The sequence below is a fragment of the Amycolatopsis umgeniensis genome (genome assembly GCF_014205155.1).
GTDB lineage: Bacteria > Actinomycetota > Actinomycetes > Mycobacteriales > Pseudonocardiaceae > Amycolatopsis > Amycolatopsis umgeniensis.
Map to the genome: position 1 here is coordinate 2,828,506 of NZ_JACHMX010000001.1, position 25,243 is coordinate 2,853,748.

Annotated in this window: 38 protein-coding genes and 1 tRNA gene; 5 read left to right on the plus strand and 34 right to left on the minus strand. The window is 67.7% G+C overall.

Annotated features, from left to right (window positions below; all coding sequences use genetic code 11):
• Positions 1-64: 64 nt before the first annotated feature.
• Positions 65-982: a cation diffusion facilitator family transporter gene (locus HDA45_RS12835; protein ID WP_184894959.1), complete on the minus strand. Its 918-nt coding sequence runs from the start codon at positions 980-982 to the stop codon at positions 65-67.
• 151 nt (positions 983-1,133) lie between these two features.
• Positions 1,134-2,258 carry an alpha/beta fold hydrolase gene (locus tag HDA45_RS12840; protein WP_184905560.1) on the minus strand — a complete coding sequence of 375 codons (1,125 nt, stop codon included), beginning with the start codon at positions 2,256-2,258 and terminating at the stop codon, positions 1,134-1,136.
• A gap of 45 nt (positions 2,259-2,303) precedes the next feature.
• Here HDA45_RS12840 and HDA45_RS12845 point away from each other — a divergent pair, with 45 nt between their 5' ends.
• On the plus strand, positions 2,304-2,741 hold the full coding sequence (locus HDA45_RS12845) for a MarR family winged helix-turn-helix transcriptional regulator (protein ID WP_184894961.1): 438 nt from the start codon (positions 2,304-2,306) through the stop codon (positions 2,739-2,741).
• 64 nt (positions 2,742-2,805) lie between these two features.
• Positions 2,806-2,878: transfer RNA gene (locus HDA45_RS12850), tRNA-Arg, on the plus strand.
• A 144-nt stretch (positions 2,879-3,022) separates the two neighbouring features.
• Here HDA45_RS12850 and HDA45_RS42370 read toward each other — a convergent pair.
• From HDA45_RS42370 to HDA45_RS13000, 30 genes are all read right to left on the minus strand, one after another.
• Complete coding sequence (locus tag HDA45_RS42370) at positions 3,023-4,444, minus strand: tyrosine-type recombinase/integrase (protein ID WP_246480687.1); 1,422 nt, start codon at positions 4,442-4,444, stop codon at positions 3,023-3,025.
• Positions 4,441-4,641, minus strand: coding sequence for a helix-turn-helix transcriptional regulator (locus HDA45_RS12860; RefSeq protein WP_184894963.1), 201 nt, complete (start codon positions 4,639-4,641; stop codon positions 4,441-4,443). The genes HDA45_RS42370 and HDA45_RS12860 overlap by 4 nt, the downstream gene beginning before the upstream one ends.
• 357 nt (positions 4,642-4,998) lie before the next feature.
• On the minus strand, positions 4,999-6,585 hold the full coding sequence (locus tag HDA45_RS12865; protein WP_184894965.1) for a hypothetical protein: 1,587 nt from the start codon (positions 6,583-6,585) through the stop codon (positions 4,999-5,001).
• Between the two features lie 45 nt (positions 6,586-6,630).
• On the minus strand, positions 6,631-8,232 hold the full coding sequence (locus HDA45_RS12870; protein ID WP_246480688.1) for a DNA cytosine methyltransferase: 1,602 nt from the start codon (positions 8,230-8,232) through the stop codon (positions 6,631-6,633).
• Between the two features lie 70 nt (positions 8,233-8,302).
• Entirely contained in the window at positions 8,303-8,824 is a 522-nt protein-coding gene (locus HDA45_RS12875; protein WP_184894967.1) for an RRQRL motif-containing zinc-binding protein, read from the minus strand.
• 75 nt (positions 8,825-8,899) lie between these two features.
• Complete coding sequence (locus HDA45_RS12880) at positions 8,900-9,139, minus strand: hypothetical protein (RefSeq protein WP_184894969.1); 240 nt, start codon at positions 9,137-9,139, stop codon at positions 8,900-8,902.
• A gap of 119 nt (positions 9,140-9,258) precedes the next feature.
• Positions 9,259-9,480, minus strand: a complete 222-nt coding sequence (locus HDA45_RS12885) for a hypothetical protein (protein ID WP_184894970.1) — start codon at positions 9,478-9,480, stop codon at positions 9,259-9,261.
• Between the two features lie 59 nt (positions 9,481-9,539).
• Positions 9,540-10,448 (minus strand): bifunctional DNA primase/polymerase, encoded by a 909-nt coding sequence (locus HDA45_RS12890; RefSeq protein ID WP_184894972.1) that lies wholly within the window; start codon positions 10,446-10,448, stop codon positions 9,540-9,542.
• 197 nt (positions 10,449-10,645) lie between these two features.
• Positions 10,646-10,846 (minus strand): hypothetical protein, encoded by a 201-nt coding sequence (locus HDA45_RS12895; protein WP_184894974.1) that lies wholly within the window; start codon positions 10,844-10,846, stop codon positions 10,646-10,648.
• Positions 10,847-10,984: 138 nt separating this feature from the next.
• Positions 10,985-11,290: a hypothetical protein gene (locus tag HDA45_RS12900; protein ID WP_184894976.1), complete on the minus strand. Its 306-nt coding sequence runs from the start codon at positions 11,288-11,290 to the stop codon at positions 10,985-10,987.
• 199 nt (positions 11,291-11,489) lie between these two features.
• Positions 11,490-11,867, minus strand: coding sequence for a hypothetical protein (locus HDA45_RS12905; protein WP_184894979.1), 378 nt, complete (start codon positions 11,865-11,867; stop codon positions 11,490-11,492).
• Positions 11,868-11,984: 117 nt separating this feature from the next.
• Positions 11,985-12,428, minus strand: a complete 444-nt coding sequence (locus HDA45_RS12910) for a hypothetical protein (protein ID WP_184894981.1) — start codon at positions 12,426-12,428, stop codon at positions 11,985-11,987.
• Between the two features lie 248 nt (positions 12,429-12,676).
• Complete coding sequence (locus HDA45_RS12915) at positions 12,677-14,983, minus strand: FtsK/SpoIIIE domain-containing protein (RefSeq protein WP_184894983.1); 2,307 nt, start codon at positions 14,981-14,983, stop codon at positions 12,677-12,679.
• Between the two features lie 105 nt (positions 14,984-15,088).
• Complete coding sequence (locus tag HDA45_RS12920; protein WP_184894985.1) at positions 15,089-16,243, minus strand: conjugal transfer protein TraI; 1,155 nt, start codon at positions 16,241-16,243, stop codon at positions 15,089-15,091.
• A complete protein-coding gene (locus HDA45_RS12925; RefSeq protein WP_184894987.1) occupies positions 16,240-16,569 on the minus strand; it encodes a conjugal transfer protein TraH in 330 nt (109 codons plus the stop codon). Before HDA45_RS12925 ends, HDA45_RS12920 begins: the two co-directional genes overlap by 4 nt.
• Entirely contained in the window at positions 16,562-16,876 is a 315-nt protein-coding gene (locus tag HDA45_RS12930; RefSeq protein ID WP_184894989.1) for a hypothetical protein, read from the minus strand. Before HDA45_RS12930 ends, HDA45_RS12925 begins: the two co-directional genes overlap by 8 nt.
• The gene (locus tag HDA45_RS12935) at positions 16,863-17,183 is read right to left on the minus strand and encodes a hypothetical protein (protein ID WP_246480689.1); all 321 of its coding nucleotides are present in this window, start codon (positions 17,181-17,183) and stop codon (positions 16,863-16,865) included. Before HDA45_RS12935 ends, HDA45_RS12930 begins: the two co-directional genes overlap by 14 nt.
• Positions 17,180-17,380 (minus strand): hypothetical protein, encoded by a 201-nt coding sequence (locus tag HDA45_RS12940; protein ID WP_184894990.1) that lies wholly within the window; start codon positions 17,378-17,380, stop codon positions 17,180-17,182. The genes HDA45_RS12935 and HDA45_RS12940 overlap by 4 nt, the downstream gene beginning before the upstream one ends.
• Positions 17,381-17,409: 29 nt before the next feature.
• A complete protein-coding gene (locus HDA45_RS12945) occupies positions 17,410-17,604 on the minus strand; it encodes a hypothetical protein (protein ID WP_184894992.1) in 195 nt (64 codons plus the stop codon).
• 56 nt (positions 17,605-17,660) lie between these two features.
• Positions 17,661-17,840 (minus strand): hypothetical protein, encoded by a 180-nt coding sequence (locus HDA45_RS12950; protein ID WP_184894994.1) that lies wholly within the window; start codon positions 17,838-17,840, stop codon positions 17,661-17,663.
• Between the two features lie 36 nt (positions 17,841-17,876).
• A complete protein-coding gene (locus tag HDA45_RS12955) occupies positions 17,877-18,077 on the minus strand; it encodes a hypothetical protein (protein WP_184894996.1) in 201 nt (66 codons plus the stop codon).
• A complete protein-coding gene (locus HDA45_RS12960; protein ID WP_246480690.1) occupies positions 18,074-18,493 on the minus strand; it encodes an SsgA family sporulation/cell division regulator in 420 nt (139 codons plus the stop codon). Before HDA45_RS12960 ends, HDA45_RS12955 begins: the two co-directional genes overlap by 4 nt.
• Positions 18,494-18,627: 134 nt before the next feature.
• Positions 18,628-19,017, minus strand: a complete 390-nt coding sequence (locus HDA45_RS12965) for a hypothetical protein (protein ID WP_184894998.1) — start codon at positions 19,015-19,017, stop codon at positions 18,628-18,630.
• A gap of 140 nt (positions 19,018-19,157) precedes the next feature.
• Positions 19,158-19,379, minus strand: a complete 222-nt coding sequence (locus HDA45_RS12970; RefSeq protein ID WP_184895000.1) for a hypothetical protein — start codon at positions 19,377-19,379, stop codon at positions 19,158-19,160.
• 121 nt (positions 19,380-19,500) lie between these two features.
• Positions 19,501-20,004: an NUDIX domain-containing protein gene (locus tag HDA45_RS12975; protein WP_184895002.1), complete on the minus strand. Its 504-nt coding sequence runs from the start codon at positions 20,002-20,004 to the stop codon at positions 19,501-19,503.
• A 50-nt stretch (positions 20,005-20,054) separates the two neighbouring features.
• Positions 20,055-20,273 carry a hypothetical protein gene (locus tag HDA45_RS12980; RefSeq protein ID WP_184895004.1) on the minus strand — a complete coding sequence of 73 codons (219 nt, stop codon included), beginning with the start codon at positions 20,271-20,273 and terminating at the stop codon, positions 20,055-20,057.
• 121 nt (positions 20,274-20,394) lie between these two features.
• Complete coding sequence (locus HDA45_RS12985; RefSeq protein WP_246480691.1) at positions 20,395-20,880, minus strand: RapZ C-terminal domain-containing protein; 486 nt, start codon at positions 20,878-20,880, stop codon at positions 20,395-20,397.
• Positions 20,880-21,578 carry a hypothetical protein gene (locus HDA45_RS12990; RefSeq protein ID WP_184895006.1) on the minus strand — a complete coding sequence of 233 codons (699 nt, stop codon included), beginning with the start codon at positions 21,576-21,578 and terminating at the stop codon, positions 20,880-20,882. Before HDA45_RS12990 ends, HDA45_RS12985 begins: the two co-directional genes overlap by 1 nt.
• Before the next feature lie 65 nt (positions 21,579-21,643).
• Positions 21,644-21,844, minus strand: a complete 201-nt coding sequence (locus HDA45_RS12995; RefSeq protein ID WP_184895008.1) for a hypothetical protein — start codon at positions 21,842-21,844, stop codon at positions 21,644-21,646.
• Positions 21,844-22,173, minus strand: a complete 330-nt coding sequence (locus HDA45_RS13000) for a hypothetical protein (RefSeq protein ID WP_184895010.1) — start codon at positions 22,171-22,173, stop codon at positions 21,844-21,846. The genes HDA45_RS12995 and HDA45_RS13000 overlap by 1 nt, the downstream gene beginning before the upstream one ends.
• Before the next feature lie 114 nt (positions 22,174-22,287).
• Between HDA45_RS13000 and HDA45_RS13005 the strand changes: the two genes are divergently transcribed.
• Positions 22,288-22,614 (plus strand): GntR family transcriptional regulator, encoded by a 327-nt coding sequence (locus tag HDA45_RS13005; protein ID WP_184895012.1) that lies wholly within the window; start codon positions 22,288-22,290, stop codon positions 22,612-22,614.
• On the opposite strand, the gene HDA45_RS13010 is transcribed toward HDA45_RS13005, so the two are convergent.
• The gene (locus HDA45_RS13010; protein WP_184895014.1) at positions 22,601-22,813 is read right to left on the minus strand and encodes a hypothetical protein; all 213 of its coding nucleotides are present in this window, start codon (positions 22,811-22,813) and stop codon (positions 22,601-22,603) included. The two genes, HDA45_RS13005 and HDA45_RS13010, sit on opposite strands and share 14 nt — an antisense overlap.
• 189 nt (positions 22,814-23,002) lie before the next feature.
• Here HDA45_RS13010 and HDA45_RS13015 point away from each other — a divergent pair, with 189 nt between their 5' ends.
• Complete coding sequence (locus HDA45_RS13015) at positions 23,003-23,752, plus strand: helix-turn-helix domain-containing protein (RefSeq protein ID WP_184895016.1); 750 nt, start codon at positions 23,003-23,005, stop codon at positions 23,750-23,752.
• 4 nt (positions 23,753-23,756) lie between these two features.
• A complete protein-coding gene (locus HDA45_RS13020) occupies positions 23,757-24,233 on the plus strand; it encodes an NUDIX domain-containing protein (RefSeq protein WP_184895018.1) in 477 nt (158 codons plus the stop codon).
• On the opposite strand, the gene HDA45_RS13025 is transcribed toward HDA45_RS13020, so the two are convergent.
• Entirely contained in the window at positions 24,230-24,769 is a 540-nt protein-coding gene (locus tag HDA45_RS13025) for an HD domain-containing protein (protein ID WP_184895020.1), read from the minus strand. The two genes, HDA45_RS13020 and HDA45_RS13025, sit on opposite strands and share 4 nt — an antisense overlap.
• Positions 24,770-25,243: the final 474 nt, after the last annotated feature.

Here is a 25,243-nt window from a genome sequence, read left to right on the forward strand (position 1 = left end):
TAGTCCTCTGGATGCGGTAGTTCGCGATGCCAACTACCGCATCCAGAGGACTAAACGCGGGGGTTCACCAGGAGAGTTCCCGGCAGCGTTGCGCGCACTGGGGCACTTCTATCTGCAGGGTCGCGTGCTCGATCGAGTAGCGGTTCGCCAGGAGGTTCTGCGCCTCGGTCAGGACCGCGGCCTGCTCGACCGTCGGCGCGATGGTGAGGTGCGCCGAAGCGACCTCCATCCCCGAAGTCAGCGTCCAGACGTGCAGGTCGTGGACGTCCTCGACGCCCTGAAGCTCACCGAGTTCGGTCTGGATCCCGGCGACGTCGACCCCCTTGGGCGCGTGCTGGAACAGGATCCGCAGCGCGCGACGGGCGAGGGCGTAGGTGCGGGGCAGGACGAACAGGCCGATCGCGACACCGATGATCGGGTCCGCGTAGCGCCAGCCGGTCAGCAACGTGATCGCGCCGCTCAGCAGTACGCCCACGGAGCCGATCAGGTCGGCGAGGACCTCGAGGTACGCGCCGCGGACGTTGATGCTCTCCTCGGCGCCCTTGCGCAGGATCAGGAAGGAAACGATGTTCGCGGCCAGACCCGCGGCCGCGGCGAGCAGCACCGGCAGACCGGGCACGGCGGGCGGGTCGCTGATCCGGCCGAGGGCTTCGACCAGGACGTAGCCCGCGACGCCGAACAACAGGATGGCGTTGCCCAGCGCCGCGAGCACTTCGGCCCGGTAGAAACCGAACGTGCGGGTGAGCGTCGGGCCACTGCGCCGGGCGAGCATGATCGCCGCCAGCGCCATCCCGACCCCGAGGACGTCGGTGAACATGTGCGCGGCGTCGGAGATCAGCGCGAGCGAGCCCGTGGCGAACCCGACGATGAACTCCATGACCATGAAGCCGGCGCCGATGACCAGGGCGATCGTCAGGCTCTTGAGGTAGCGGCCTGACGCGCTCGACGGCGAGGCCGTCCCATGCCCGTGCCCGTGACCCATTGCTCCGCCTCTCGTGAAGTCGACAGGCCGAATATATTGTCACATGCGCATATGTGCAATACAGGTGAGCCTAAGTTCACCATGTCTTAAGCCACACAAGGAAGCCATCCCCCAGGAGGGCCTTCCCGAAACCTGAAACCGACACGGTCCGCTACCGGAGCGACCGGAAGAACCCCCTCAACTGGCCGACGAAGGCCTCGGGCTGCTCGAACGCGGCGAAGTGACCGCCCTTGGACAGCACCTCGTACCAGCGAAGATCGGTGTAGCGCAGCTCCGCCCAGCGCTTCGAGGGGCGGATGATCTCGCGAGGGAAGATCGAGATACCCGAAGGAACCTCAATCGCCGAGAGGTCCCGCTCCTTGCTCTCCCAGTAGATCCGCGCCGACGAAGTCGCCGTCTCGGTGAACCAGTAGACGGAGATCGCGTCGAGCATCTGACGCCAGGACAGCGCCGTCTCCGGCGAGCCGTCGTTGTCGGTCCACTCCCAGAACTTCTCGACGATCCAGGCCGCCTGCGCCGCCGGCGAGTCGTTGAGCCCGTAGCCGACCGTCTGCGGACGCGTGCCCTGCTGCTGCGAGTACGCGGACCCGACCTCACGGAACCGGAGCAGATCGCCGATCGCCGCCTTCTCCTCCGCCGTCGGCGCACCCAGCTTGGTCTCGTCGTACGGGACGCCCGCCATGTTCACGTGGATGGCGATCAAGCGCTCCGGCGCGACCTTGGCGAGCATGTTCGTCACCCCCGCGCCCCAGTCGCCGCCCTGCGCGGCGTAGCGCTCGTAGCCGAGCTTGCCCATCAGCTCGTCCCACGCCCGCGCGATGCGCTCGACATTCCATCCCGTCCCGGTCGGCTTGTCGCTCCACCCGAACCCTGGCAGCGACGGCGCCACGACATGGAACGCGTCCGCGGGGTCACCCCCGTGCGCGGCCGGGTCGGTCAGCGGGCCGAGTACGTCGAGGAACTCGACCACCGACCCCGGCCAGCCGTGCGTGAGGACGAGCGGCGTCGCGTCCGGCTCCGGCGACCGGACGTGCAGGAAATGGATACCGAGACCCTCCACGGCGGTCTTGAAGCCCGGGAAAGCGTTGACGCGGCCCGCCAGGCCGAAGTCGTAGTCCTCCGCCCAGTACCGGCACAGCTCCCGCGCGAACTCCAGCGGGACACCCTGGCCCCAATCGTCCACGGTGGCGGGCTCGGGCCAGCGCGTGGCGCGCAGCCGCTCGCGCAGGTCGGCGACGGCGGATTCGGGAATCCGCACCTCGAACGGTTCGATCACGATGTCCTCCCAGTTCGTTGGTGTCACCAACGCTACGCTGTCCGAATGAGCACCGCTCCCGCCCGGCTCCGCGACAAGGCCAGCTGGCTGGTCAACCAGGCCGCCACCGTGGCCCACCGGCTCGCGATCGACGAATTCGCCCGCAGCGGCGCCCGCCGGTACCACTACGGGATCCTCGCGGCCATCGACGAGAACGGCCCTTCGAGCCAGGCCGCGCTCAGCCGCGCCACCGGAATCGACCGCAGCGACGTCGTCGCCGTCATCAACGAACTGGCCGACGCGGACTACGTCGAGCGCGCCCCCGACCCGGCCGACGGCAGGCGCAACCTGATCACCCTCACCGACACGGGCACTCGACGGCTGGATCACCTGGAGGAGCTGGTCAGGGACACACAGGACGTCTTCCTCGCGCCGCTGAAGCCGGCCGAACGGGAGCAGCTGACCCGGCTCCTCACCCGCCTGGTGGACCATCACCACGGTTAACGACCACCGCGCGCGAGGACGCCGGACGGATGCGCTAAGCTTCGCAAGTCGCTCAGGCGGCAACGCCCTCGTAGCTCAGGGGATAGAGCACTGCCCTCCGGAGGCAGGTGTCGCAGGTTCGAATCCTGCCGAGGGCACACCACAAAGTGCGGGGAAAACCGCATCTGACCAGCAAAATCATCGCGTTCGCGATCTTCCCCCGCACTCCGGCTGTCTCCGGCCTGCTCCGGCTTTCCACGGGTGTCTGTTCCCAATGCGTTCCCACGGGGAACGCGACGGACTCACTCCTTCGGCTTGTGTCCAAGGATTTTCTCGATGCGCGCCCGGTTGGCGGCCTCTCCCTTGTCGAGGAACGCGGCATAGGTCTCCAGCAGCACCGCCACTGAGTGCCCCGCCCACTCGGCCACCGCGGCCGGGTCGATCCCGGCCGCCAGCTGTGTACTGACGGCAGCGTGACGAAGGTCGTACGGCCTGGACGCCAATGGCGTGGCTTGCGCTTCCTCGCTAAGGATCAGCTTGCGCACTGCACGCCACGCCCTGGTGTAGGTGATCATCGGGACCTCGCCCCCCTGCTCCCCGTGGAACAGCCGCCCGTCCGGCGCAAACCCGAACAGCCGGATGTGGCGCCACAGCAAGCGAGTCAGGTCGGGCGGGAAACTCACAGTGCGCCCTTCCCCTTCCCCGCGCGACTTCAAAGGCCGTTCGTCGCGCGGCTTCCCGCTGTCGGTCCACCGCCCTCCCGCGTGAGGTTCGGCAAGCTCCAAGTGGAACTCGCCCCAGTCGTAGACATGCTCCTCGCGTTCTTCATCCCACTCCGGTTCCGGAAGTGACGCGAGATTGCGCTTGTTCAAGGCAACCGTCTCCTCAGGTCGGAGGCCGGCGTAGTACATCGAACCGAAGAACGCCTCAAGTCGCGGGCCGCTGCGCGGAAGCGAGCCAACCCCGGCCAGCAGAGTGCGCGCCTGGACAGGATTCGGGACCGCCCGTTTGTTCACCTTTCTCTTCCCGGAAGGCATGGCGGACCACTTCACCGAACTCAAGGGATTCGCCTCGATCAGCCCCAGTTCCACCGCGTAGTCAAGCGCGTTGAACAACACGGCGCGGGTTTTCCGCGCCACGCTCGGCGCGAAGCGCTTGCCATCGAGGCGGCGTGTCACCGCTCGCTGCAAAGCGCGCAGAACATCCGGATCCGTCACCGCTTTCACGCTTACCGTCTTGCGCCGACACCACGCCAACACCTTCTCGACGTCCGTCGGCACCTCTCGACCGGTGCGATACTCCGTGTTGTACCCCCACTGACGCAGAGCGGACCGGACCACCTTGGCGTCGGGGCGATTCTTCTCTTCCTGCATGAACACCGGCGTCACACGGATCAGCGCTTCGGCCATTGTCTGCCGGGCCGTCGCAGCGGCATCCGGCCATTTCATGTCCACATAGGACTCAGCGAACTGATACCACGTCATGTCACCCTTGGGCTGAGTCATCGAACGTGGCAACCCGGTCACGATGTCGAAGGCCTCGCCCGCACGCTGCGCCGCGAGCAGCGACGAGCGAAACCCGTCCGCTTGCGTAAAGAGCTTGAACGACTCTTTGAATCTCTCTTGCTCGACCATCCATTGGGCGCGGTAGCTGGTCACCTTGCCCGCCGCGTTCACCCGGGTCTCAATTGTCCAGATACGGACCTTGTACGACAGGCTGATCATGCAGCCACTTCCCTCTCGTCGAGCCAAGCTTCGAAATCGCTGCGTCGGATCCGGACGGCGCCGTTCGGCAGCTTGAGACACTTCGGCGCGCGTTTCGTCGCCCGCCATTCGTAGAAAGTGGACGGTGCAACGTCCATCTCGTCGCACACCTCGGCGATACTGAGAAGCCGCCTCATAAAGGCTCGATCCTGACCCATGGCGAGCTCCTTTCGTGCGGGCACGTCGAGCAGGCCGTCGGTGGTGGTCCGGCGGCCTGCTCGGTGTGACGTTGGGTAGCGGGTTGCGTGGGAGTGCTGGCAGGTGGTGGATGGCGGGTTTGGACCCTTGGGGCGTGGGGGCTGAAACCAAACCCGCAAACCCGCAAACCCGCAAAGTGCCCTCTGACCTGCGCATATGCTTGCGGGTTTGGATTCGGAGGGCATACCCGCAAACCCGCAAAGCAGCGGGTTTGCGGGTTTAGAATTTCCTTGATCAAGCAAACCCGCACGATGTTTCGGCAGGTCAGGACGTGTTTTGCGGGTTTGCGGGTTTGCGGGTTTGTTTCCCCGGGATTCCTAGGAGGTCGCCTTCTGGACCCAGTAGGCCCGGCAGTTGGCGTGGTCGTCGATCACGCTGCGTAGAACGATGTCGGTGTGCCAGCGGTCGATATGACCTGTCAGCCTTCTTCCCAGTGATTTGGCACTGACGGGCTTCCCGGCTCGGTCGGTCGGGAACGTTCCGGCCCAGGGGTCGGTGCCCGCGGTGGGTTCGCCGGAGACCCGGAGTTGCTGTGCGGTGAGCTGGATGTCGCCGTGCAGGTCGTGCCAGGTGTGCAGGAAGTTCCGCCACTCGGCGTTGTCCTCGTCCAGCCCGCGCACGGATTCCGTGTTGGTCAGGAACCCGGCCACGCCGTGATGCTCGAGGAACCCGCCCAGGTGTTTGGCCCAGGCGGTGAACTGCCGCATCTGCGGAATCGCCCCGGACGCCAGCGGCGCACCGTGGGTGGCCCAGTCGAGGATCAGGATAAGGATGTGGCGCAGCACGGTGGCCCGGTTGCGCGGATCCAGGATCCAGGTGTCGAGGTTCGGGATCGTGAACCCCGTCCTCGCTTCCGGCCGGGGACAGTCCGGGTCGAGCCGCACCCACACCGTCCTCGAGGCCATGTCCCCACCGGTCCGCAGGTTGTTCCCGGTCGCCAGCCACATCCGGTCGTTGGTGAACGTGCTCGCGCTGTTGGTGCCCAGCTTCCGATCCGACCAGGTTCGTTCGGTCATCAGCCGGGCGAGGACGGCGGAATCGACGATGGTCCCTTCCTTGAGGTTGTCGAACACGATCACGCCGTGGTCGCCGTCGAGGACGGTGGTGATGGTCTTGCGGAGTTCGTCCTCGGAGTCGGTCCAGGTCTGCACGGTCTGCCCGACCAGCAGCCCCACGCACCCGGTCAGGATCGTCTTTCCCGATCCGGGCATGGACGCCTCGATCAGCCCGAACGGCGACAGCGCCCGGGTCAGCGGCCGCACCAGCGGCGTGGCCAGCAAGGCAAGGTAGTTGGCCTTGTCCGCCGGGGTGCGCCACGGGAAGTCCCCGAGGAACCGTTCCATCAGGAAGTCCCGGGCGGCGGCGACCTCGGCCGGGGTGGGCTGGTCCGGGACCGGCGCGAGATGGGTGTTGCTGGCCAGATAGAACCCGGTCGCCGGGTCGTAACCGGGTCGCTGCAGCAGGGTTCCGTCCGGGCGCAGGACCGGGGTGGAGATGATCCGGCGCAGCACCGGCAGCCCCCGCCACGCCCGCCGAGCGAGCACCGCCGACAGCACCGGGCCCGGCGGGCTCACTTCCGCCGGTTTCCCGTTCTTCACCCCGTTGACGGTGGCGTGCTCGGCCAGCAGCGCGGCCAGCAGTGCGGGTTTGAGCACCGACGCGGTCAGTGGCAGCGCGACGTCCTCGTCGGCGGCTTCGGGTCCGGCGGCGCCGGAGATCTCCTCCACGACCACGGGGGTGCCGTCGGAGACGTAGGTGCCGGGGATGATCCGCGCGTCCAGTGCGCGGGTGAGGACCCGGATGGCGTCCGGGTCCTCACCGATCCGCACGATCCGGCGGCCGTCGTCGCCGACCGGCCACAACGACGTGCCGCCGTGTGGCGTGGTGTCGGGCGTGCTGGACATGGGGCCTCCTTCGGTCGTGCGGGTGGTGCCGTGTTGCGCCCGCCGTCATGCGGCGGGTTCCAGTGGTTCACCGGAGAAGGTCTCGATCAACGCGGACGCGAGGACCTCGGCCATGGCCGGGGGTACGGCGTTGCCGTAGCCGCGTACCTGTGCGCGTTTGACCTTGCTGGACATCTTGTAGCCGGGCGGGAAGCCCATCCCGGCGCCGATCTCGTGCGGTTCGAGCATCCGGAACGTGCAGAGATCGACGTCTGCTCGACTGGGTTGCCAGGCGATCAGCGACTGGTGCCCGTGGGTGGTCAGAGTGCGGATGGGTTCGTCGACAGGGGTGCACATCTCCGCGCCGGAACCACGGCTCGAGTTGTTCCGCATCAGCATGTGCATCAGGTCTGCGGACGGTACGACCAGGCCGTGGTGATTGCCTCCGGCGGACACGGTCGGGATCGGTCCACTGACCGGGTAGGCGGTCTTGGCAGAGCCTCCGTTGCGCTGGATGGAGATGAACGGCGGCATGACGACCGCGGTCTCCCGGCGGCACGTTTGTGCCCGCATCGGCCGGTCGACGGTGATGGCGGTGTTCACCCCGGCCCGCGCGGCGCAGGAGACCAGCAGCGGCGGGCACACCAGCCCGTCGGTCTCCCGGGTGGTGCGGGTGGGCAGTGGCTCGTCCACGCTGGTGGCGTGCTGGCGCCAGGTGCCTCCGGCCGGGGCCAGCAGTGCGCCCATGTGCCGTTCCAGTCCGGCTTCGATCCGGGCCATCGTGTTCGGGGTGAGCGGGTCCGGCCGGCCGCGGTCGTCGACCCGTTCCCCGATCCGCTGTCCGGGATCCAGGTCCCAGTCGATGATGGTCGACGCGGCCAGCACCTCCGGCTCCACGATCTGGTTGCAGCACTTACGGTGCGGGCACTTGTAGACGTACTGGCCGTTGCGGATGCCGTAGACGCCCATGACGTCGTCGGGTTTCTTGAAGACCTGCATCGCGGTGACGATCTCGTCGCAGCTGGCACAGTAGGCCTTGGGGCGCAGCCACTTGTCCCAGTCCGGCACCCGGCCGAGGCTCTTGTGGCAGTAGCCCAGGAAGAACCGGTTCCGCGACTGTGCGACCTTCCCCAGCGTCGGGCCGGTGACGCGCATGGCGTTGAGCGCGATCAGCCAGGTCAGGTAGCCCTCGGCCTCGATCTCCCGGCGCCAGCGCTTGAACTCCGACCACTTCGCCACCTGCACGACGTTCTCCACGACGCCTCCGAGCACGGGTTTGCCGCGCAGCCTCATTGCGCGCAGGTAGCGCGGGACCTCCTCCATCAGCGCCCGTGCCCGCGCCACCGACGGGTCGAGCGCTTTGGGCCCGGTCTTGGGGTCGAACAGGACACCTTGCAGGTTCTGGTCGAAGTCCCTCTTCTGGCCGCGCGCGTCCGTCCACGGCGGACACGCGGGCGATGCCCAGAAGAAGTCCACGCGCGGGAAGCCGCCGATGTCGGCCTTCGCGATGTCCCCGCGGTAGTGGTCCATCCCCGGGTGGTTCAGCCCGTGCGTGGCGACCGCGATCTTGTCGTGGTTCGCCGCCAGGACGCCTTCGGTGCCGGGCACGGCCAGCACTCCGGTGGTGTCGCCGCCGAACCCGGCGAACTCGTGATAGGTCGTGAACATCAGCTCTCCTCGGAACGGCGCGGACGGGTGTGCAGGTAGGGCGGCAGGGCGAGGAAACGCAGGGTCGGGGTCACGCGGCGATCTCCCATCCGATGGCGGGGTGGTCGTGTGTGGACAGGGCGGCGTGCCCGGCGGCGTCGAGGGTGGGGTCGCCGTGCAGGAACTCGTGCAGATAGGAATCCGAGTCGAGCCCGGCGGTGTAGAGGCAGGCTTCGCAGGTGCGGTGCGCCTTCGGCAGTTCCGCGTAACCGGTCTCGCGGCATTCGCGGCAGGTGCGGCGGGCGGCCATCGCCTTGCCCAACGCCTCCTGCCGGGCGGGGGTCATCGGCCGGACCGGCTTGGCCTGGTCGATGAGGTAGAGGTTGGCGTAGACGGTCTTCCCGGCCTTGCGGCACCGGAAGTACAGGAACGCCACCGGATCCTGACCACCCGGCCGTTTCCCGGTGGCGCGCAGCTGGCGGCGGGTCGCGAGCAGATGCCGTGGTGCGGTGTTGCGCGACAGCAACGGTTTCCCGTACAGGCGGCCGCGCGTGTATTCGAGATCGGGTGACCACGGCACCGCCGCGAGCACCCACGGGTATTGGCGTGCCATCGCTGTCCTCCCGGGCAGCACAGGGAAGGGCCCGCGCAGCCGGTGCTGCGCGGGCCCTCGTGGCGGACTGGGTGACTATTTGCTGGCGGCGATCCGGTCGCGGATCTCGCGGTGGAGCGTGTCCTTGGTGACCGAGGTGGTGAGGCCGTTGACGGTGATCGCGGCCATCTCCCCGACCCCGTTCTCCCCGGCCCCCTGGAGGTGCGGGTCCGCGTAGTTGCGGGCGGCGGTCCACGCGGCTTCGGCGGTGGGCTTGCTACCGCTCTTGGCGAAGGTATCGCCCTTGACGGACCACTGGGCAGACGAGTTCGGCATGGTGTGTTTCCTTCCGGTGCGATGAGTCCCGGGTGCCGGGAGCGCCCCCGGGGGGTGTGCGTGGGTTGGTGGTGCGGCGCCTTTGGCGAGCTGGCGGGAGGCTCAGGCGGACGACGGGGTCAGCGCTTGCCGACCCACTTGATGCGGTTGCCATCGGGGTTGAAGCGGGCTTTGCCTTCCTGCGACATGCGGTTGAGGTGCGCGTCCTGCGCGGCGCGGCTGGTGCCTTGGTGGTCGAGTTTCGATCGCAGGTCGGCCAGGGACACCCAGTCGCCCTTGCGGTGTTCCAGGCTGGTGATCGCGTCGCGGACCGTGTCGTCCCAGCGGCTGTGCACGGACATGATGATGTGTTCCTTCCTTCGATGGGGTTGGTGCGATGTGGAGCGTTCGGCCCGGGAAGTCAGGCCGCTTTTCCGGTGATGCGCCGGGGATTGCGGCCCCCGGCGCGCAGGCTGGTGTCGATGACCCCGTGGTCTTTCACCAGCGATTCGGGGGTGCGCCAGGCGGCGACCGCGGCCTGGAGTTCGGTGCGGGCGAGGTGCTCGTCGAGCACGTGCGCGCCGACGAGCTGACCGAGGGCGTAGGCGGCGGTGGACAGCACCTTGTTCCGCCGCCCTGGCGGTTCCCTGCGGACACGGTCGGTCTCGGACCGCAGTGCGGCCGCCACATAGGCATCGGGCGCTTTCACGGGCTTCTCACCGCGCCCTGAGATGGCCGTGGTGGCGTGTTCGACGTTGGCCTGGACCAGCCACCCCGGGAACTCGGCTTCGTCGGTGTCGTCGAGCAGCTCGTAGGCGCCGCCCTCGAACACCGACCCCGGCGCCAGGGCGTAGGTGCCCCAGCACCTCGTGTCCACATGGGACGCGATGTGCTTCACGGTGCCGCGCAGGCGGCACCCGGGCGGCACCCGAAACCAGCAGTGCCGCCCACCGCTGGGAGTGGTGACGGTCCAGGTGTCGGGCAGCGGCCCGCCGAGGTCCGCCGCGAGCGCCTGCAGCTGTTGCCAGCCGTCCGGGTCGTCGCCGGTCTTGGGCTGGTCGCAGTCCACGACGATCCGGCCGGCCGGGCCGGGAAACACCCCGACGTTCCACGGGCGGTCGGCCCAGCGCCATCGGATGCGGTCCGGGTCGAGGGTGGCGAGGTCTTCCGGCATCGCGTGCCCGTCCGCGCACGCCCCTGTTGCGGGACAGCGGTCCGGGCGGTGCCAGGCGGCGATCTTCGTACCGGGCCAGAGCGGGAACACCGGTATCCCCCTGCCAGCCATCTCCAGCGCCGCCCGCATCAGCGCCGCGCGCTGGGTGTCAGTCATCCACGGATCTCCTTCCGCCAGTTCGGTTTCGGATCCCACGCCGGGCACTCGTGCAGGTGCACCGCGAACCGGCGGGCCAGCCGGGACAGCACCGCGTCCAGCGGTCCCGCCATCTCCGGCGAGGCGCGCAGGCACCGCGCGACCGGGACCGGGTCAGGGACTGCGGTGTAACGCGCAGGAGAGGCCCGCGCCAGGGGCTACCAGATCGCGGGTTGGTCTCGGCGCGGGCACGTTCGTCGGTGCTTGCGTTCCCAGCGTTCGCCTTCTTCCACGGTGACGTCAGTGATCTGGGCTTCACAGCGGCGGCAGATGCCGGTGACGAGCCCCGCTACCGGGGCGTCCGGGTCCTCCTCGTCAAGGTCAAGGTCGAAATCGGGATCGAAGTCGTCGTCCGTCATGAAGTCTTTCCTCCCTGGTCGGCGGATGTTGTTGTGCGAGCTGGACATGGCGGTGGCGCGGCCGTGCGCTGCCCGGTCGACGGACTCGCCCCGGTCGAGGTCGGCCGGGGCGAGTCCGTGGATGTGTGTGGGTGCTGATTACCGGCGACGCTTCTCCCATGCCGCGTTGGTCTCGGCGATCCAACGCGCGAGGTCACGCGGCTTCGGGTGACACGGCGCGTTCCGGTTGACGTTGGAGCCGTCGCGCAGCTGACAGGAGCCGGGGCAGCAGAAATGGTCTTCGGTCGGCTTTCTGCCGTCGGCCGTGCACCACGTGGTGAGGTGGCCGTAGCCGCCGCCGGTGGCGTGGCCACAGCGGCCGCAGAACTCGACGTACTCGGCCGGGTGGATGCTCTGCTGGTGTCGGAGGCACTCCTGGGCGGGGGTCTCCTGATTGCCGCTCACGGGGAACTTCCTTTCGTCGGTGCCATCTGGACAACTCGATGGTCGCGGGCCGCCGTTGCGGCACCCGTTGCGAAAACCGTTGCGACGATCGATTCACGGGCCGTCAGAGCGGGAATCGCGCCATCACCGATGTCGGCGGCCGCGCGGGGTCTCGAGGCCTGACACCCGGCCGGGGCGGCCGCGATGATGGCGCGAGGGATCATGCGGCCACCGCCGTCCGGCGCGCGGCGACGCGGTCCTGTTCGGCGGCCCAGGCGTCGTCGATGTCGGCCGCCCGCCAGATCATCACCGGAAACGCGCCGTCCTCGCCGGGCGCGGCGCGGCGCATCACCGGGTCGTCCTCGTGCCAGGCGTGGGTGTAGGCGAACCACGCGAGCCGGAACCGTGTCGCGTCGGCCCGTGACGGCACCGGGATCCACAGGTCCAGGGCGGCCGCCTCGACGGCGTCGCGGGCGACGTCGGGCCGGGTGAACCCGACCGCGAACACGTGGCGCTCGTGCAGGATCACGGTGGGGCGGCGGACTCCGAGGCAGGCGTAGGCGTCGGTCTCGGACAGGTCGGGCGTGGGCAGGAACATGGAGCCTCCTTGCGGTGATGGGTTTCGCCGGACCGGCGGGGCGTCGAGTGCCTGCCGCCGGTCCGGCGAACGTCTGTGATGAAGGGCCAGCGGCCGCGCTAGTCGTGGACAGCCCGGTCAGATGGAGATACGGCCGTCGCGGACCAGGACCGGGGCCTGCCGCACGATCTGCGACCAGCGCTGCCCGACGCGCTTGCGGGCTAGTGAGCGCGCGGTGCTCTCGGAGGGCCGCTTGTCCATGCCGCGGGCGACGTGCTTGAAGTTGCCGATGTCGTGGGCGGAGTGGCCACGCTGCGCGCGGCCGTGCCCGTTGGCCTTGCGCCACCGGTCCTCAGCCTCGAACCCGGCCCAGCACCCGACGCAGTACGCCAGCGCCAGCGTCTCGCCCCAGTCCTTTGCGCGGTAGTCGAACCTCACGTGGCCTTCGTCGCCCTGGTGCCGGATCTCGGTGATCGTGAGCCCGCCGTCCTTCCACGCCCACGCGTGACCGAGTTCGTGCACGGCGATCGCCATCTGGTCCGGGTCCTCCGGGTCGCGGTCCGTCGAGAACAACCAGCCCATAACAACCTCCACTGGTCACGTCGAGTAGCCGCAGGAGCGCGGCGGAGTGTGTGCGACAGGAAGGGAATCGGAAGGGAAACGCCAAGGGAGGCCGAGCGGCGGGGAAGCATATGCTTCCCCGCCTTCCCTTCTGACCCTCCCTTGCCCTGATCAGCACTGATAGGTGGATGAGGGAAAGAAGGGAGGAAGGGAAACCGGGTCGCGAAAACCCTGATTTCCCTGGTTTTAGCGCTTGACCCGGGAGGGGGTCAGCTTCCCTTCTCGTCCTCGCGGTCGGCCAGGGCGTTGACCAGATGCCGGACACGGACGGTGAGTGTTCCGTCTTTCTGCCTGACCGGTACACCGACGTTTTCCAGCGCCTCCTTGAGCTTGGTGGCGCCGAGATCTGCGTAGGGCTCGTGGCTGGGTGCGAGCCTGCGCAGCCGCGCGGCCACGTCGGTGGCCTTGACGTCGTCACCGGCCAGAACCTCGGCCACGTCGTCGAGCAGATCCCGCTCTGGCGGTGCCTCGACCTGGGTTTTCTCGGTGGTGGTGCCGCCTCGGATGGCGACGGCGCGGTCGATGACGGTGACGGAGTCGTCGCCGTCGATGAAGTGCGTGCGCACGGTCATCGACGGCTGCCCGGCGGGCAGCGGAACGCCTTCCCCGGACACCACCAACGTGCCTTTGTCCAGGCCAGAGCGCAGTTCGTGCGGTGCGGCACCGCCGTCGACGGCCTTGTCCCCGAGGGCCATCCTCGATTGGGACTCGGTTCCCAGCGCCAGCGCCGCGCGGATGTGTGCGCCTTCGCGGACGAGTTTGGGCAGGTTGTCGTTGGTGGGGTCCTGGGTTCCCTGCCACAGCACGACGTTCACCGCCCGGCCCTGGTTGTGGATCTTGCGGGCGGCCATGAAGTACCTGGATTTGCTGGTCTGCCCGCCGAATGGGATGTTCTTGTCGTCCTTGGCGGGGTTCATGAACGCTTGCTGGGCCTCGTCGACCAGCAGCACGATCGGCGCGAACGGCCCGCCGGGTTTCGCCAGCTCACGGGGCACACCGTTGCGGTACTTGTCACCGTCGAAGGCCTGCAGGCGGCGTTCCATCTCCTCCACTCCCCACTCCAGCATGTGGGTGGCCTGGATACAGTGCGAGTCGGTCGGGCCCTCGATCAGCTTCTCGGCGACCGGTTTGAACATCCGCCAGTCCCCGATGCCCTTCAGATCGGCGATGTAGAGCCGCACCGACGGGTCCAGCGCCAGCCACAACGCCAGCGCGCGCAGGGACGCGGTCTTGCCCTGCTTGGACAGTCCGGTGATCAGCAGGTGGCATTGCAGCAGCGCCATCAGCACCGCGTCCCCGCGCAGGTCCATACCCCACGGGGCGCGCCCGGAGTACATGTCCGCGGTGAGGGTCGGGTCCGTGACCAGCGGAGACGGCCCGATCGGCTTGTCTAGCTCCCCGGAGTCGGCTGCCCAGACCCGGACCGTGCGCGGCGTGGGCGGGGTGGTCAGGAACACCTCGTGTTCGTGGCGGCCCATGTTCTCGGCGAACTTCCGCCGCTTGCGCTTGACCTCCTCGGTGTCCACACCTGAGGGGAGGTGGATGTCGAACTCGACACCGCAGCCGGCTATCCGGATCGGTCCGAGCATCGCGGCGCCCCGGTCCTCCATTGCCTCGATCTTCTTGCGCAGCTCGGAAATCCGCAGGTCACGCAGAGCGGTGACCACGATGGACGGTGTGATCTCGACGTCGTCGAGGTTGCGCTGCGCGGCCGGGCGGAACAGGTCCGGAACGGCCTGGGAGGTGCGGCCCAGGTTCCACAGCCAGGTCAATACCCCGGCGGTGACGCCGGTGACCAGCAGAACCCCGTAGGTGATGACGAACCAGACCGCGAACGCGATCGCGTCGATGACCGCGCTGATCGGCCCTAGGAACTCGCCCTTCCCGCCGACCCACAGGATCAGGCCCAGCACCAGCAGCAGCACCGCCGCGCACACGGTGACCGCGCCCGCCGCCTTCGCCAGCTGCCACGGGGACCGGACCCAGTCCATCGCCCGGTCGTGACGGCGCGCTTTCTCCGCCACGTCGCGGGCCTCCCAGTCCGCCAGCTTGTCGTGGTCCCCGGCCAGCTCCGCCGCCCGCATCATCCGCTCGTAGCGGCTCGATCCGTGGGTGTCGCGCCACCGCTTGAGCGCCACCCCCGCGCCGAGAGTCGGGTACACCAGCGTGTTGCGTCCGACGAACTTGAGCGTCGACACCGTCCGGTCGTGGGTGACCGCGGTCCGGGTGGTGCGGGCGAGCCACACGGCCTGTTTGCGGTACTCGGCGTAGCGCCACTCGCGCTGTGCTTTCTCGTCGGTCAGCAGCCGGTACTCGTACTCGGAGATGATCCGTCCCTCGACCACCTGAGGCGCGGACTCGCCATCGGCGGGGCCGGTGGACTCGTGCTGGTCGGGGCGGGTGCGCAGCGGGTGCACGGTCGCCAGCTCGCCCGCCGGGGTGGCGGACTCTTGCGCGGACTCGGCGGTGGTCTCGGGCGTGGACTCGGGGGTGTCGTTGTGGTCGGTGGGGTTCATCGCGAGTGGTCCCTTTCGGTGCGGACTCGTGCAGCACCGGGCAGGGCCGGACCCGCACCGGGAACGGTGGGTTCGGCCCTGCCCGGTGACTGTGCGGGAGGGTGGTCAGGCATCACCGCCCGAGGGGCGGTTCAGGTGCTCGTCACGTAGCTGATTGGCGTACTTCTTCGCGCACTTGAGGGTGCGCATGATCGACGCGCCGTTGGCCGGGTCGAACCCGTCCGGGCGCGACACGAGCGCCTTCTGGAACTCGGCGCGCAGTTGCGTGAGGTCCCGGCGCTTGGGCTCCGGGATCGTCGAGCGCGCCGGTCGTGTCGCCGGAGCGCTCCGGCGGGCCGGTGCGGTCCGGACGGGAACCGGCTTCTCCGTCGGGGGCCCGGTGGCCGTCACCGCGGTCACGGCTCCGGTGCCCGGGTCGGGTTCGGTGACCGGTGGGTCCTCGAGGTCGAGGGCCAGGCCCCGGAACGCGGCCAGCAGCCGGGGCAGCGCGCGGACCACGGCCATCGCGACGATGGGCCCGAGGATGTGCAGCACCAGCGCCGACACCGTGAACTCCTCGGTGATGCCGGGCAGGTGCGGCCAGGCGTTCATCCCGAGGGTGAGGGACAGGAACACCCATTCCGCGCGGTCGAGGCCCTTGTCGGCCACCTCATGGCCCCGGGTGGCGAGGTAGGCCTTGCCACCGACGACCATCAGCAGCGCCAGCGAGCAGAACGGTTCGACCAGCCACGCGAACCACCACTGCGGAGACCACTGCGCCGCGCCCTCGGCGGCGAACACCTGGACCCCGGCGGTCGACCAGGCCAGCGCGAGCACCAGCGACACCAGCGCCAGCCTGGTGATCAGCGTGACCATCCGTGCGTCGCGGTAGGCCAGCACTCGCGGGTCGCGGTCCAGCCGCCACAGCCGCGAGGCCTCCACGACGGCCTTGCGGCGGGCGCGGACCTTGTCGGAAGTGACCTCGAACGGCGCGTCGTCGTGCTCCAGCGTCAGCAGCTGGTGCGCCTCGGCGTGTTCGGCGATCCGCCGCTGAACGCGCCGCGTCCGGCCGGGCCGCCGATGAACCGGCCCCGCCACCTCGGAGGTGGCGGGGCCGTTGTCGGGGACCTCGTCCGGCATGGGCGGATCCGGCGGTGGGGCCGGGTCGGTGGGCTGTGCGGCGACGTCGGCCAGGTGCTTCTCCAGCGCGGCGAGCCCGGTGGAGAACTCCTGGTCCCCGTTGTCCCCGCCGTCGTGGTGATCGAGGTTCGTCGTGGTCATCGGTGCGCCTCCTTCCGCTCTCTGCTCCCGGCCGGGTCGGTCTGATCGCTCGTGCCACCGCCCGGGTCCTGTTCCCCGTCGCTGGCGGACAGGACAGGGGCGGTGGCGCTGGTGATCGAGGTTCGGGCGGCGCGGGTGGTGCGCCGCAACCGCAGCTCACTGGCCACCCACGCCGCGGTGCCCGGGACCACCAGCAGGCACAGCCACGGCGACACGACCGCCCCGGCCACAAGCGGAACGGCCACGCCGGCCAGCTCCCCGGCGTGCGTGGACGCCCACGCCACCGCCGTCTCCTGCCTCGTGCGGCGCGGTGTCCGCTCAGCCATGACGCCACCCCCCGTCCTGCGCCGGGCCACCGAATGGCGGCAAGGGTCGTTCCGGCGCCCAGATCAGGCCCTGACGGACCTTGTGGCGGAACACCGCCCAACCACAGGTGTTCCACACCGTCCACACCGCGAGGGCGTAGAGCGGCCAGATGAGCCACGTGTCGTGCAGCAGAAGCAGATCCGCCGCCATCAGCACCAGGACGATCACCACGTTCCGGCGGATCGCGTGGCTGGAGTCGGCGATCGCGGCCGCCCGCCACGCGTCCTCATAGGACCGGTAGACCTGGTTGCGGTCACGTCCGAACATGTGCGTGCTCCCAGCTCCCCGCCATCGTGGTGGCGGGGTCGTAGTAGTGGTTGATCGGCCCGCGTGGCGGGGTGGTGATCTGGCGGCTGGTGTAGCCGTCCAGCTCGCCGATCACCCCGGCCAGCACCCGCACCAGCAGCACCAGCGGAATCCGGATCAGATGCAGCGCCAGGAACAACGCGAACGCGCCGAACACCTTGCACAGCACCCACGTTCCGTTGCGCTCCAGCAGCATCCGCAACAACCCAGCGGCCGTGCCCAGCACGACCTCGTCCGGTGTCGACGGTCGCGCACCGTCCGGGGTCATGACGGCTGCTCCAGCAACGCGGGCAGGCATCCGCAGTCGCCGTCGTCGCTGTGGTGGAAACCGATACAGCGGTCGTCGGAACAGCCACACGCGTCCCCGTGCCACTGGTCCGTGCCGAAGTGGCGTTGCGCCCACTGTTTCGGGGTGATCCCGGCGTTGGCCAGCGTTTCCCGCGCCGTGCCATTCAGTTTCGCCATCGTGTGTCCTCCTTGGACAGAATGTGAAGTCAGTCGGCCGTCTCCGTCGCGGCGAGGTAGGCGCCGATCGTGATCAGGGCCAGGCCGCGGTAGCGGTTGCGGACGTCGACGTTGCGCCAGTCGCGGGAGCTGGCGCCCGCCAGTGCCTCGGCGGCCTGGTCGAGGTGCTCGAGGTCCACCTGGACACCGGCGCCAAGGTTGTTGTCGTGCTTGGTCTCGGTCATGGTCAGCACTCCTTCCCGGCCACGGCATCGCCGCGGCCGGTCGCACATGAGCGGGGTCAGTGGTCGCGTTCGAATGAGGTGTGCGCGCAGCGGGTGCACCCGTAGAGGCCGGTGGCCGCGGTCAACGTGCGCTCCCAGTGCCCGCAGCCGGGACAGTCGGTGTCGATCGCCAGCACCAGCCCGGCCGGGTCAGCGACCACGATCACGCAGTTCGTGGTGGTATTGTTGTCTTCCATGGGAAATCAGGTGTCCTTTCCGGACAGCGGAAGGGATCAGCGTCGGGGCGGGCGGTTGATCGTGGCGACCTTCGCCTCGCCCCGTGCGACGGCCTGCCGTCCGCGATAGCGGCCCAGGTCATCGACGGTGGTGGTGTGGCTGACACCGGTCGGGGTGCCGTCCGGGCCGACCATGACGACGTTGATCGTGTCGCCGGGCTCGACGATGCCGGACATGTCACCGATCGTGCGGGTCACGCGCCCTCACCCGCCAGCAGTGCCATCTCCTGGTCCCAGTCGAGGGCTTCGGCGCCTTCCGGGACGAGCTGTTCGGCCTGATCCAGCAGCCGGTCGACGTCCGCGCGAGACAGGCGCAGGTACGCGTGCCCGGAAGGGGAATCCAGCTCCAGCAACACATGCGTGCCGCGCACCGTGATCCGGACGTCGCCGTCGCCGACGCGGTCGAGCATCGACCCGCCGGCCGTCATCGCGTCGGTGAGCAGGGACCGGGCGAACACCCACGGCACCCAGTTGTCGCCGCCGCGCACGGTCAGCGTGACCGCCCACGGGTCGGCGGCGTCGTAGACCAGATTCGCGCGGGTCGTGGCCAGGACGTGGTCCAGGTCGATGGCCATCACCTCGGCCCAGGTGTGGACCGTTGTGGTCGGTAGCATGGGAAACCCTTCCTGTTGATGGCCGCGTGAGCGGCGTGGGTTGGTGGGAAGGCCCGGCCCGGTGGCGCGTTCTTGGCGGGATGAACCACCGGGCCGGGGCCCTCCTGTTCACAGGCAGCGATACGGGCGGAACCTCAGGCGAACGACAGGCTGTGACTGGCGCCCCAGGTCCGCAGCCACGTCATGATCTGGCCCTGGTCGTCGTTCCAGTTCGTCGCCGGGTCGTTGTCGAAAGCGCGGGTGACTTTCACCGCCATGTCCTGGCGGTCGAAGTTGAACGGGAACCGGGCGGTGACGTCGCCGTAGCTGACCGGGGTCCACCGGGTGAAGTCGAGCCGGACCGAACCCGCCTCGCCCGGCTCGACCACCGGAGCGACACCGAGGTGACTGCCCAGCGGCACGAACGGAAGCGGCAGCTCGACCGTGACACCATTCCCGAGACGCACAGTCATGTTGATATGGCCGATGTACACGCCGCCCGGCGTCTGTTCGCTGTAGTGGCCGGTGAGCTTGATGTAGGGCATCGTGGTTCCTCCATGGGAAGACGTTGGGATGTGTGCGGTCCAGGCGGTGACCAGGCGAATGTCCGATGTGGATCGTCCGATGTGGCACGTGGCGAGTGCGGCGTGCTCAGCAACGACAGATCGGCTGTTCCATCGCGGGTTCAGCCGTAGAGCTTCGCGGTGATCTTCTGCTGGCACGCCCACTTACCGCAGTAGCGGTGACCGCTGAACTGTTTCTTCGCGGGCTTGCCGCACCCGCCGCAGTGGGTCTTGGGAAGCCCGTTCCCGGTGTGCATGACCACCCGCGAACGGTTCTGGCCGACGAACCCCGCGGTCTTGTCGACCGCCTTGGCGGTGGCCTTGACGGCCTTCACGATGCTCATGACGTCCTCCTGTGCTCGATGTGGGTTGGTAGTGGTTGGTGCTCCTGCCGGGCGCGGCGCGTTCGTGGCGGGATGAACCGCGAACCGGAAGGTCATTGAGGTGTGCGGGCCGGACAGCGGGTCAGCGGCCGACGCCAGTGGCTCGTACGGCGTCGGTGAGGATGTCCGCGTGGTCGAACGCGAACCCGCCGTCCTGGGCGGCTTTCACGGCACGGGCCAGCGGAACCCAGTGCGCGGCGGCCGCGTCGTCGGCGGCCACCGGAGCGGGCATCGTCGAGAGCACCGCGGTGTAGGCGGCACCGACATACCGGCCGCGCGGATCCCGGCCGGGAGCGTCGTAGACACCGACCAGGCGCAGCGGTACCCGGTCGAGGTCGAGCCCGGTCTCCTCGACCGCTTCGCGTTTCGCGGCCTCCAGCGAGGTCTCCCAGCTCTCGACGTGCCCGCCGGGAAACGCGGCCTTGCCCTGGTGCGGGTTCTTCCCGCGTTCGATCAGCAGCACATGCGGCACACCGTCGTGGTGGGCGAACAGCACCACGTCGGCGGCGTAGAACACCGGCGCGCGGCGGTCCAGACGGGTCGCGATCCGGACCGCCATAGCGGCGACCCAATGTCTCAGCGACATCAGAACTCCTTTCAGGACAGTGCTCGGGGTCGGGGGTGAGGTCTCTCCCGTCACTTGCCCTTGGCCTCGAAACGCAGCAGGACGAACATCACGAACTCGTGGGTGTCATCACGGTTGGCGCCGAACCGGTTGCTGTAGCGGGCCCGGGTGGTCGCGGTGTCCGAACCGCTGCGGAACATCGAGGTGACCAGCGAGACACGCTCCGACGCCTCCTTGTTGCTGAGGTTGAACGAGCTCATGGCCATGGTGATCAGCGCGGAGTCCTTCATCGGAAATGTCCTTTCGTTGGAGTGACGGAACTATCGAGGTGGAGCTGACATCTCCCGGCCGGGCACAGCACCCGACCGGGAAAGAACTGGCAGTAAAGGGATTCAGGAGGTGGCGCGGGGGTCAGCGCCGCACGACGGGGCGGCGGATGTCGCGGTGGAAGACCTCCGTGGAGATCCCGTCACCGGACAGCAGTAGCGCCAGCGCCTCGGCGATCACCACCGAGCGGTGACGGCCACCCGCGCAGCCCACCGCGACCGTGACCACGTCCGGCGACACCGACGGCACCAGGGCGGCGATCGCGGCGGCCTGACCGTGCAGGAACTCCATGGCCCCGGGCTGGTCGAGCACGTTGGCCCGGACCGCGTCGTCCCGGCCGGTGCGGTAGCGCAGGGCGGGACTGACGTGCGGGTCGCGGAACAGCCTCCGCAGATCGATCATCAGAGCAGGGGTGTCGGTCACCAGCGGCCGGGGCGGGCCGTGCAGGTAGCCGAAGGACTCGATCATCACCTCGTACAGCACCGCCGTGCCGGTGGGCTGGACCCACAGGCCGTACTCGCCCGCCAGCTGAGCACCCGGCCAACGGCCATCGAACGGAGTCCCGGCCATCACGCCGCCACCGTCCCCACCGGACCGCCCAGCAGTGCGACCACGTAAGACACAAAGGACTTCTCAGCGCACGGGTGCACCGCGCCGGTCTGCGGATCCCGTAACTCGCCACGCAGCCACAGCGTCAGCCGCGCCACCGACCAACCCCGGCGGCGCCGCTTCGCGATCGCGGCCACCAGAACCTCGAGGAACGCCGCCCGCACCCGCGGTGCCCGGGTCGCCGCCTGCCGCGCCACTCGCGACGGCATCCGCAACGCCTCCGTGACCGGACGCTGCGCCCGGATCCGCCGCGCCGTAGCCTCGTCGACCTCGAACCGTGCCAGCAGCCGAACCTGCGCGGCGACGTCCCGATACACCCGAGCCCGGCGACGCATCACCACGTCCGACGTGCCAGCGGTGAGGATGCGGGCGTTGGCGGTCAGCTGGCCGGCCAGCAGCTCGAACCGGTGCGCCATCGCCAGCGCGGTCTCGTACTCGGACAGCACCAGCACCAGCGGATTCCCCGCGGCTCGCTCCCCCTCGACACCGGCCTGCAGGTTGAGCTGCGCGGCCACATCCCGGTACACCGTCGAGCGCGGCGCCACGACCTCGCCCGGCAGCCCGGACGCCTCCAGCACGGTGGCGTTGCGGGTCAGCAGAGCCGCCAGGGCACGAAACCGGGACGTGATCGCGGCGGCCGGGGTGGCGTATCCAGGCATGACGGTACCTCCACAACAAAGGCGAGAAAGTGAGAAATAGTGGGAAAAGTGAGCGGAACGTCAGCTCAGAAACTCGTGTAACGAACGGTCATCAGCAGCGGAATCATCCGCATGGCCTGCACACCGTGCGGACCGGAAATCTGGGAGCGGAGCGCGGTCTCCGTGGCCTCCAGCCACTCCCGGCACCGCGAGACCGAAGCGGTCTTCGGCGGCATTGACGCGAACAAGTCAGCGAACACGGCCGGGACGAACAGGCGGCGGCCCATCACGCCACCTCACCGAAGTCGTACAGCGCCGCCAGGGCACCCGCCGACTTGCCCTGACCCGGCAGTCCGGCGACCGACCAGGTAGCCAACTCGACCACCGGGGCCGGGGAAATCTCAGTCTCGAACTCCGCCAGAGTGCGCGGCTCGAAGTCAAACTCCGGCAGGTCGACGGCCATGTAACCGGCGTCCGCCAGTAGATCCTCCACCGCGGTCACCTCATCGGACGCCACCAGGGCGTCCACCCCGGCCGGGGTAATCGTCAGCGCGTCGAACCCCAGGTCATCGGAGTTCGCCTCGATCTGGCGGCGGGTCGGTCGTGCATTCCTCATCGGAATCTCCTTCGTTGGACTGACACATGTCAGACTAGATCGATATATAGCAGTTGTCGCTAGACCATTCGTGTGATCTATGTCGGTATGGGTCAGTGTGGCTAGACTGGTTTCATGACCGCTAAGTACGAGGTGCTCGCCGAGACAATCAGGAGCAGGATTCGAAGCGGTGATCTACCGCAGGGCGAGATGCTTCCGGGCTATCGCGTTCTCTCAGAACAAGAGGGGTACTCGCCGGGCACCGTGCAGAAGGCCCTCCAGGTTTTGCAAAGTGAGGGCTGGCTATCGGTGACCCCGGCGGTCGGAGTCTTTGTCAACGAACCGCCAGCCGAGAAGCCGGACTCGGGCTACCTCGTGCGCGAGCTAGCAAGCCTTCGAACGGTGGTTGACGAACTGAGGGAGCGGGTCGCGCGACTGGAGGAGAGCACTAGCCGTTCCTGAGAGATCGAAAGAAGGTGATCAGACTGTCGATCGCATCTTCACCGCTGTCGCGGCCGTCCGTGACCACGTCGGCCGCCTCCGCAGGTGACTTGAGCACCATCACGATGACCGTGACCACCACTGCCGCAAGGATGAGTTTCTTGAGCTTGTCGACTACGCCCCCGGTCTTGAGGCCCGGGAAGCCGCTGTTCTTGGCCATCCGCCTGTCCCTTCTGGATTTTCTTGGTGTCGCCTGCCGTGACTTAAGAAAACCGCAGATCAAGGGACGTCGACACCACGTTTCAGAAGACCTTTTAGGACGTTGCTGCGAGAGCGAGCGTCCTCGAAACGTCCGAAACGTCCCCGCAGCGAGGCGAAGCGTTCTCGACCCGACCCGGGGGAGGGCGCCGTGGCTAACGACCGTTTGAGGACGGCGATGCTGGCAGCCAACATCAATATCGAGACGCTGGCTGCCAGGGTGGGCAAGGACGTTAAGACGGCTGAGCGGTGGATCAGCAAGGAGAGGACGCCTCATCGGGTCACGCGACACGCGATAACCCGCGTGCTTGGGGTACGCGAGATGGACCTGTGGCCCCATGTGGCAGGTGACGCGCGGCCAGCGCCGACTGAGTCAGAGTTGGTCCACATGTACCCGTCGCGATCGGCAATGACCGGCGCAGTGTGGGAGTCGTTACTGACCGCGGTTGAACGCGAGATGGACGTCTTGGTCTTCTCGGGGGCCTTCCTGGTCGAGCAATACAACCTTGTTCCCCTCATCCAAAAGAAGGCGGAACAGGGAGTTAGGTTCCGGTTGCTCGTAGGAGATGAAACGACACCTGCCGTAATACAGCGAGCAAAAGACGAAGGAACACCAGGCGGCCTTGAGGGGCGAATACAGCTCATGCGTCGGTATTTGAGCGACGTGTGGAACGTAGACGGAGTGGAGGTTCGCACACACGGAACGATTCTTTATAACTCAATTTACCGATTCGATGACAACCTGCTAGTCAATGGCCACGCACATGGCGCATTGGCCGGACAGAGTCCAGTGATGCACTATAGGCAAATTAACGGCGGGTCGATCTGGCAGCACTATATGCGATCGTTTGAACAGGTCTGGACAGTAGGCGTTCCGGAGACTAAAGCTAAGAAGGACTGAAACTGTGGCGCGTATCGATTACTTCGACGACCCCAGCGCACCGAAGGCGAACAACGTGGTTCCCTCTGTGACGGTAGCGATTCGAGACAACGAAGGTCGAATTCTTCTAATACACAAGGTGGATAACAACTTGTGGGCACTCCCGGGTGGCGGACACGATGCGGGGGAAAGCATCGCAGACACAGCTATCCGTGAAGTAAGAGAGGAAACAGGCTTGGATATCGAAGTGCAACGCCTTGTCGGAACTTACACCGATCCGCGTCACGTAATGGCATACGACGACGGCGAGGTGCGACAGCAATTCTCCTTGTGCTTTGAAGGACGCTGGACGGGTGGAACGGCACGCGAAGATGGAACTGAAACTAAGGCAGTGCGATGGGTTCAGGTAGGCGAGTTGGCCGCCCTGAATATTCACCCCTCAATGCGCCTTAGAATCGAGCACGCGTTAGATGCTGATCGAACTGAACCCTACCTTGGCTAAGCCGCAAGGCGAACCTCGGTCCGTTCGATTGATTTGCGAAGTATCGGCGCCGCCTTGACCCATGTCCTGTGCACAGGATCATCGGCCGGATATCGACTCAAGATCTCGGAAATTCGCTCGTCGTACGTGACCGATTCGCCGCCGGGACCTGTTGTCAAATCGGCAGTGACCAACGCATCCAAAAGAGGCGAGTCCTCGAAGGGAAATTCGCCCAGCTCAGCGGACATTCCCCTTTCAATGGCCTCAAATCGTGCTCCAGAATGGTGGGCTACCAGGTTTACCACAGTCGCCTGCCAGCCTTCTTGCTTCAGATACCTAGCGCCGTCGAGCGGGTGAAACCGTGTGTGGCCGATGTCGGACGAGTAGCCGATATCGTGAAGCCACGCGGCTGCAACCAAAGTCCCTCGGTCTGAAGGTGCTACGGCATGGTCAATTTGCGAGGCGCGCAGAGCAACCGCTTGCACATGCTTCCAGCGGCGACCTAGCGGCTTGACCAGACGTTCAGCGAGTTGCTGCGCTTCCTCCGTCAATCCCATGCGACCTGACGTTACCGGTTTGACACTGCGAGAGGCGTCGTGCATCTGTGTTGACTCCTTCGTGTGGATTGACCTGCATGGACCGCGCCAGGTGTTCCCAGCAGGCTGGACCGAGGGATGCATAATCGAACACATGACCGACTCAGCAAGGCCTACCGGCGATGCGCCACACGTGCACGCGGTCGAGCCGCCCAGACCGGTGTGGGTCGACCTGCGAGTGGTCTTCCCGGTCGACGGCCCGCGGGGATCGCTCTCTGACGGACTCGACTTGACCGGGACCGTGCCCGGGACGTTGAGCACGTGGGCAGCCACGGTCACCGGACACTGGGTTGGGTGGGTCACCTTCCCCCTTGGTAGGCCCGGCGAGGGGGCCACGTGGCACCGCCAGTGGGTCCTGGCGGACGCGCTGAAACCACGGTCCAACTGACCGCTGGGCACACGTCAGTTCCCAATGCGTTCCCAACCGGGGGTCGG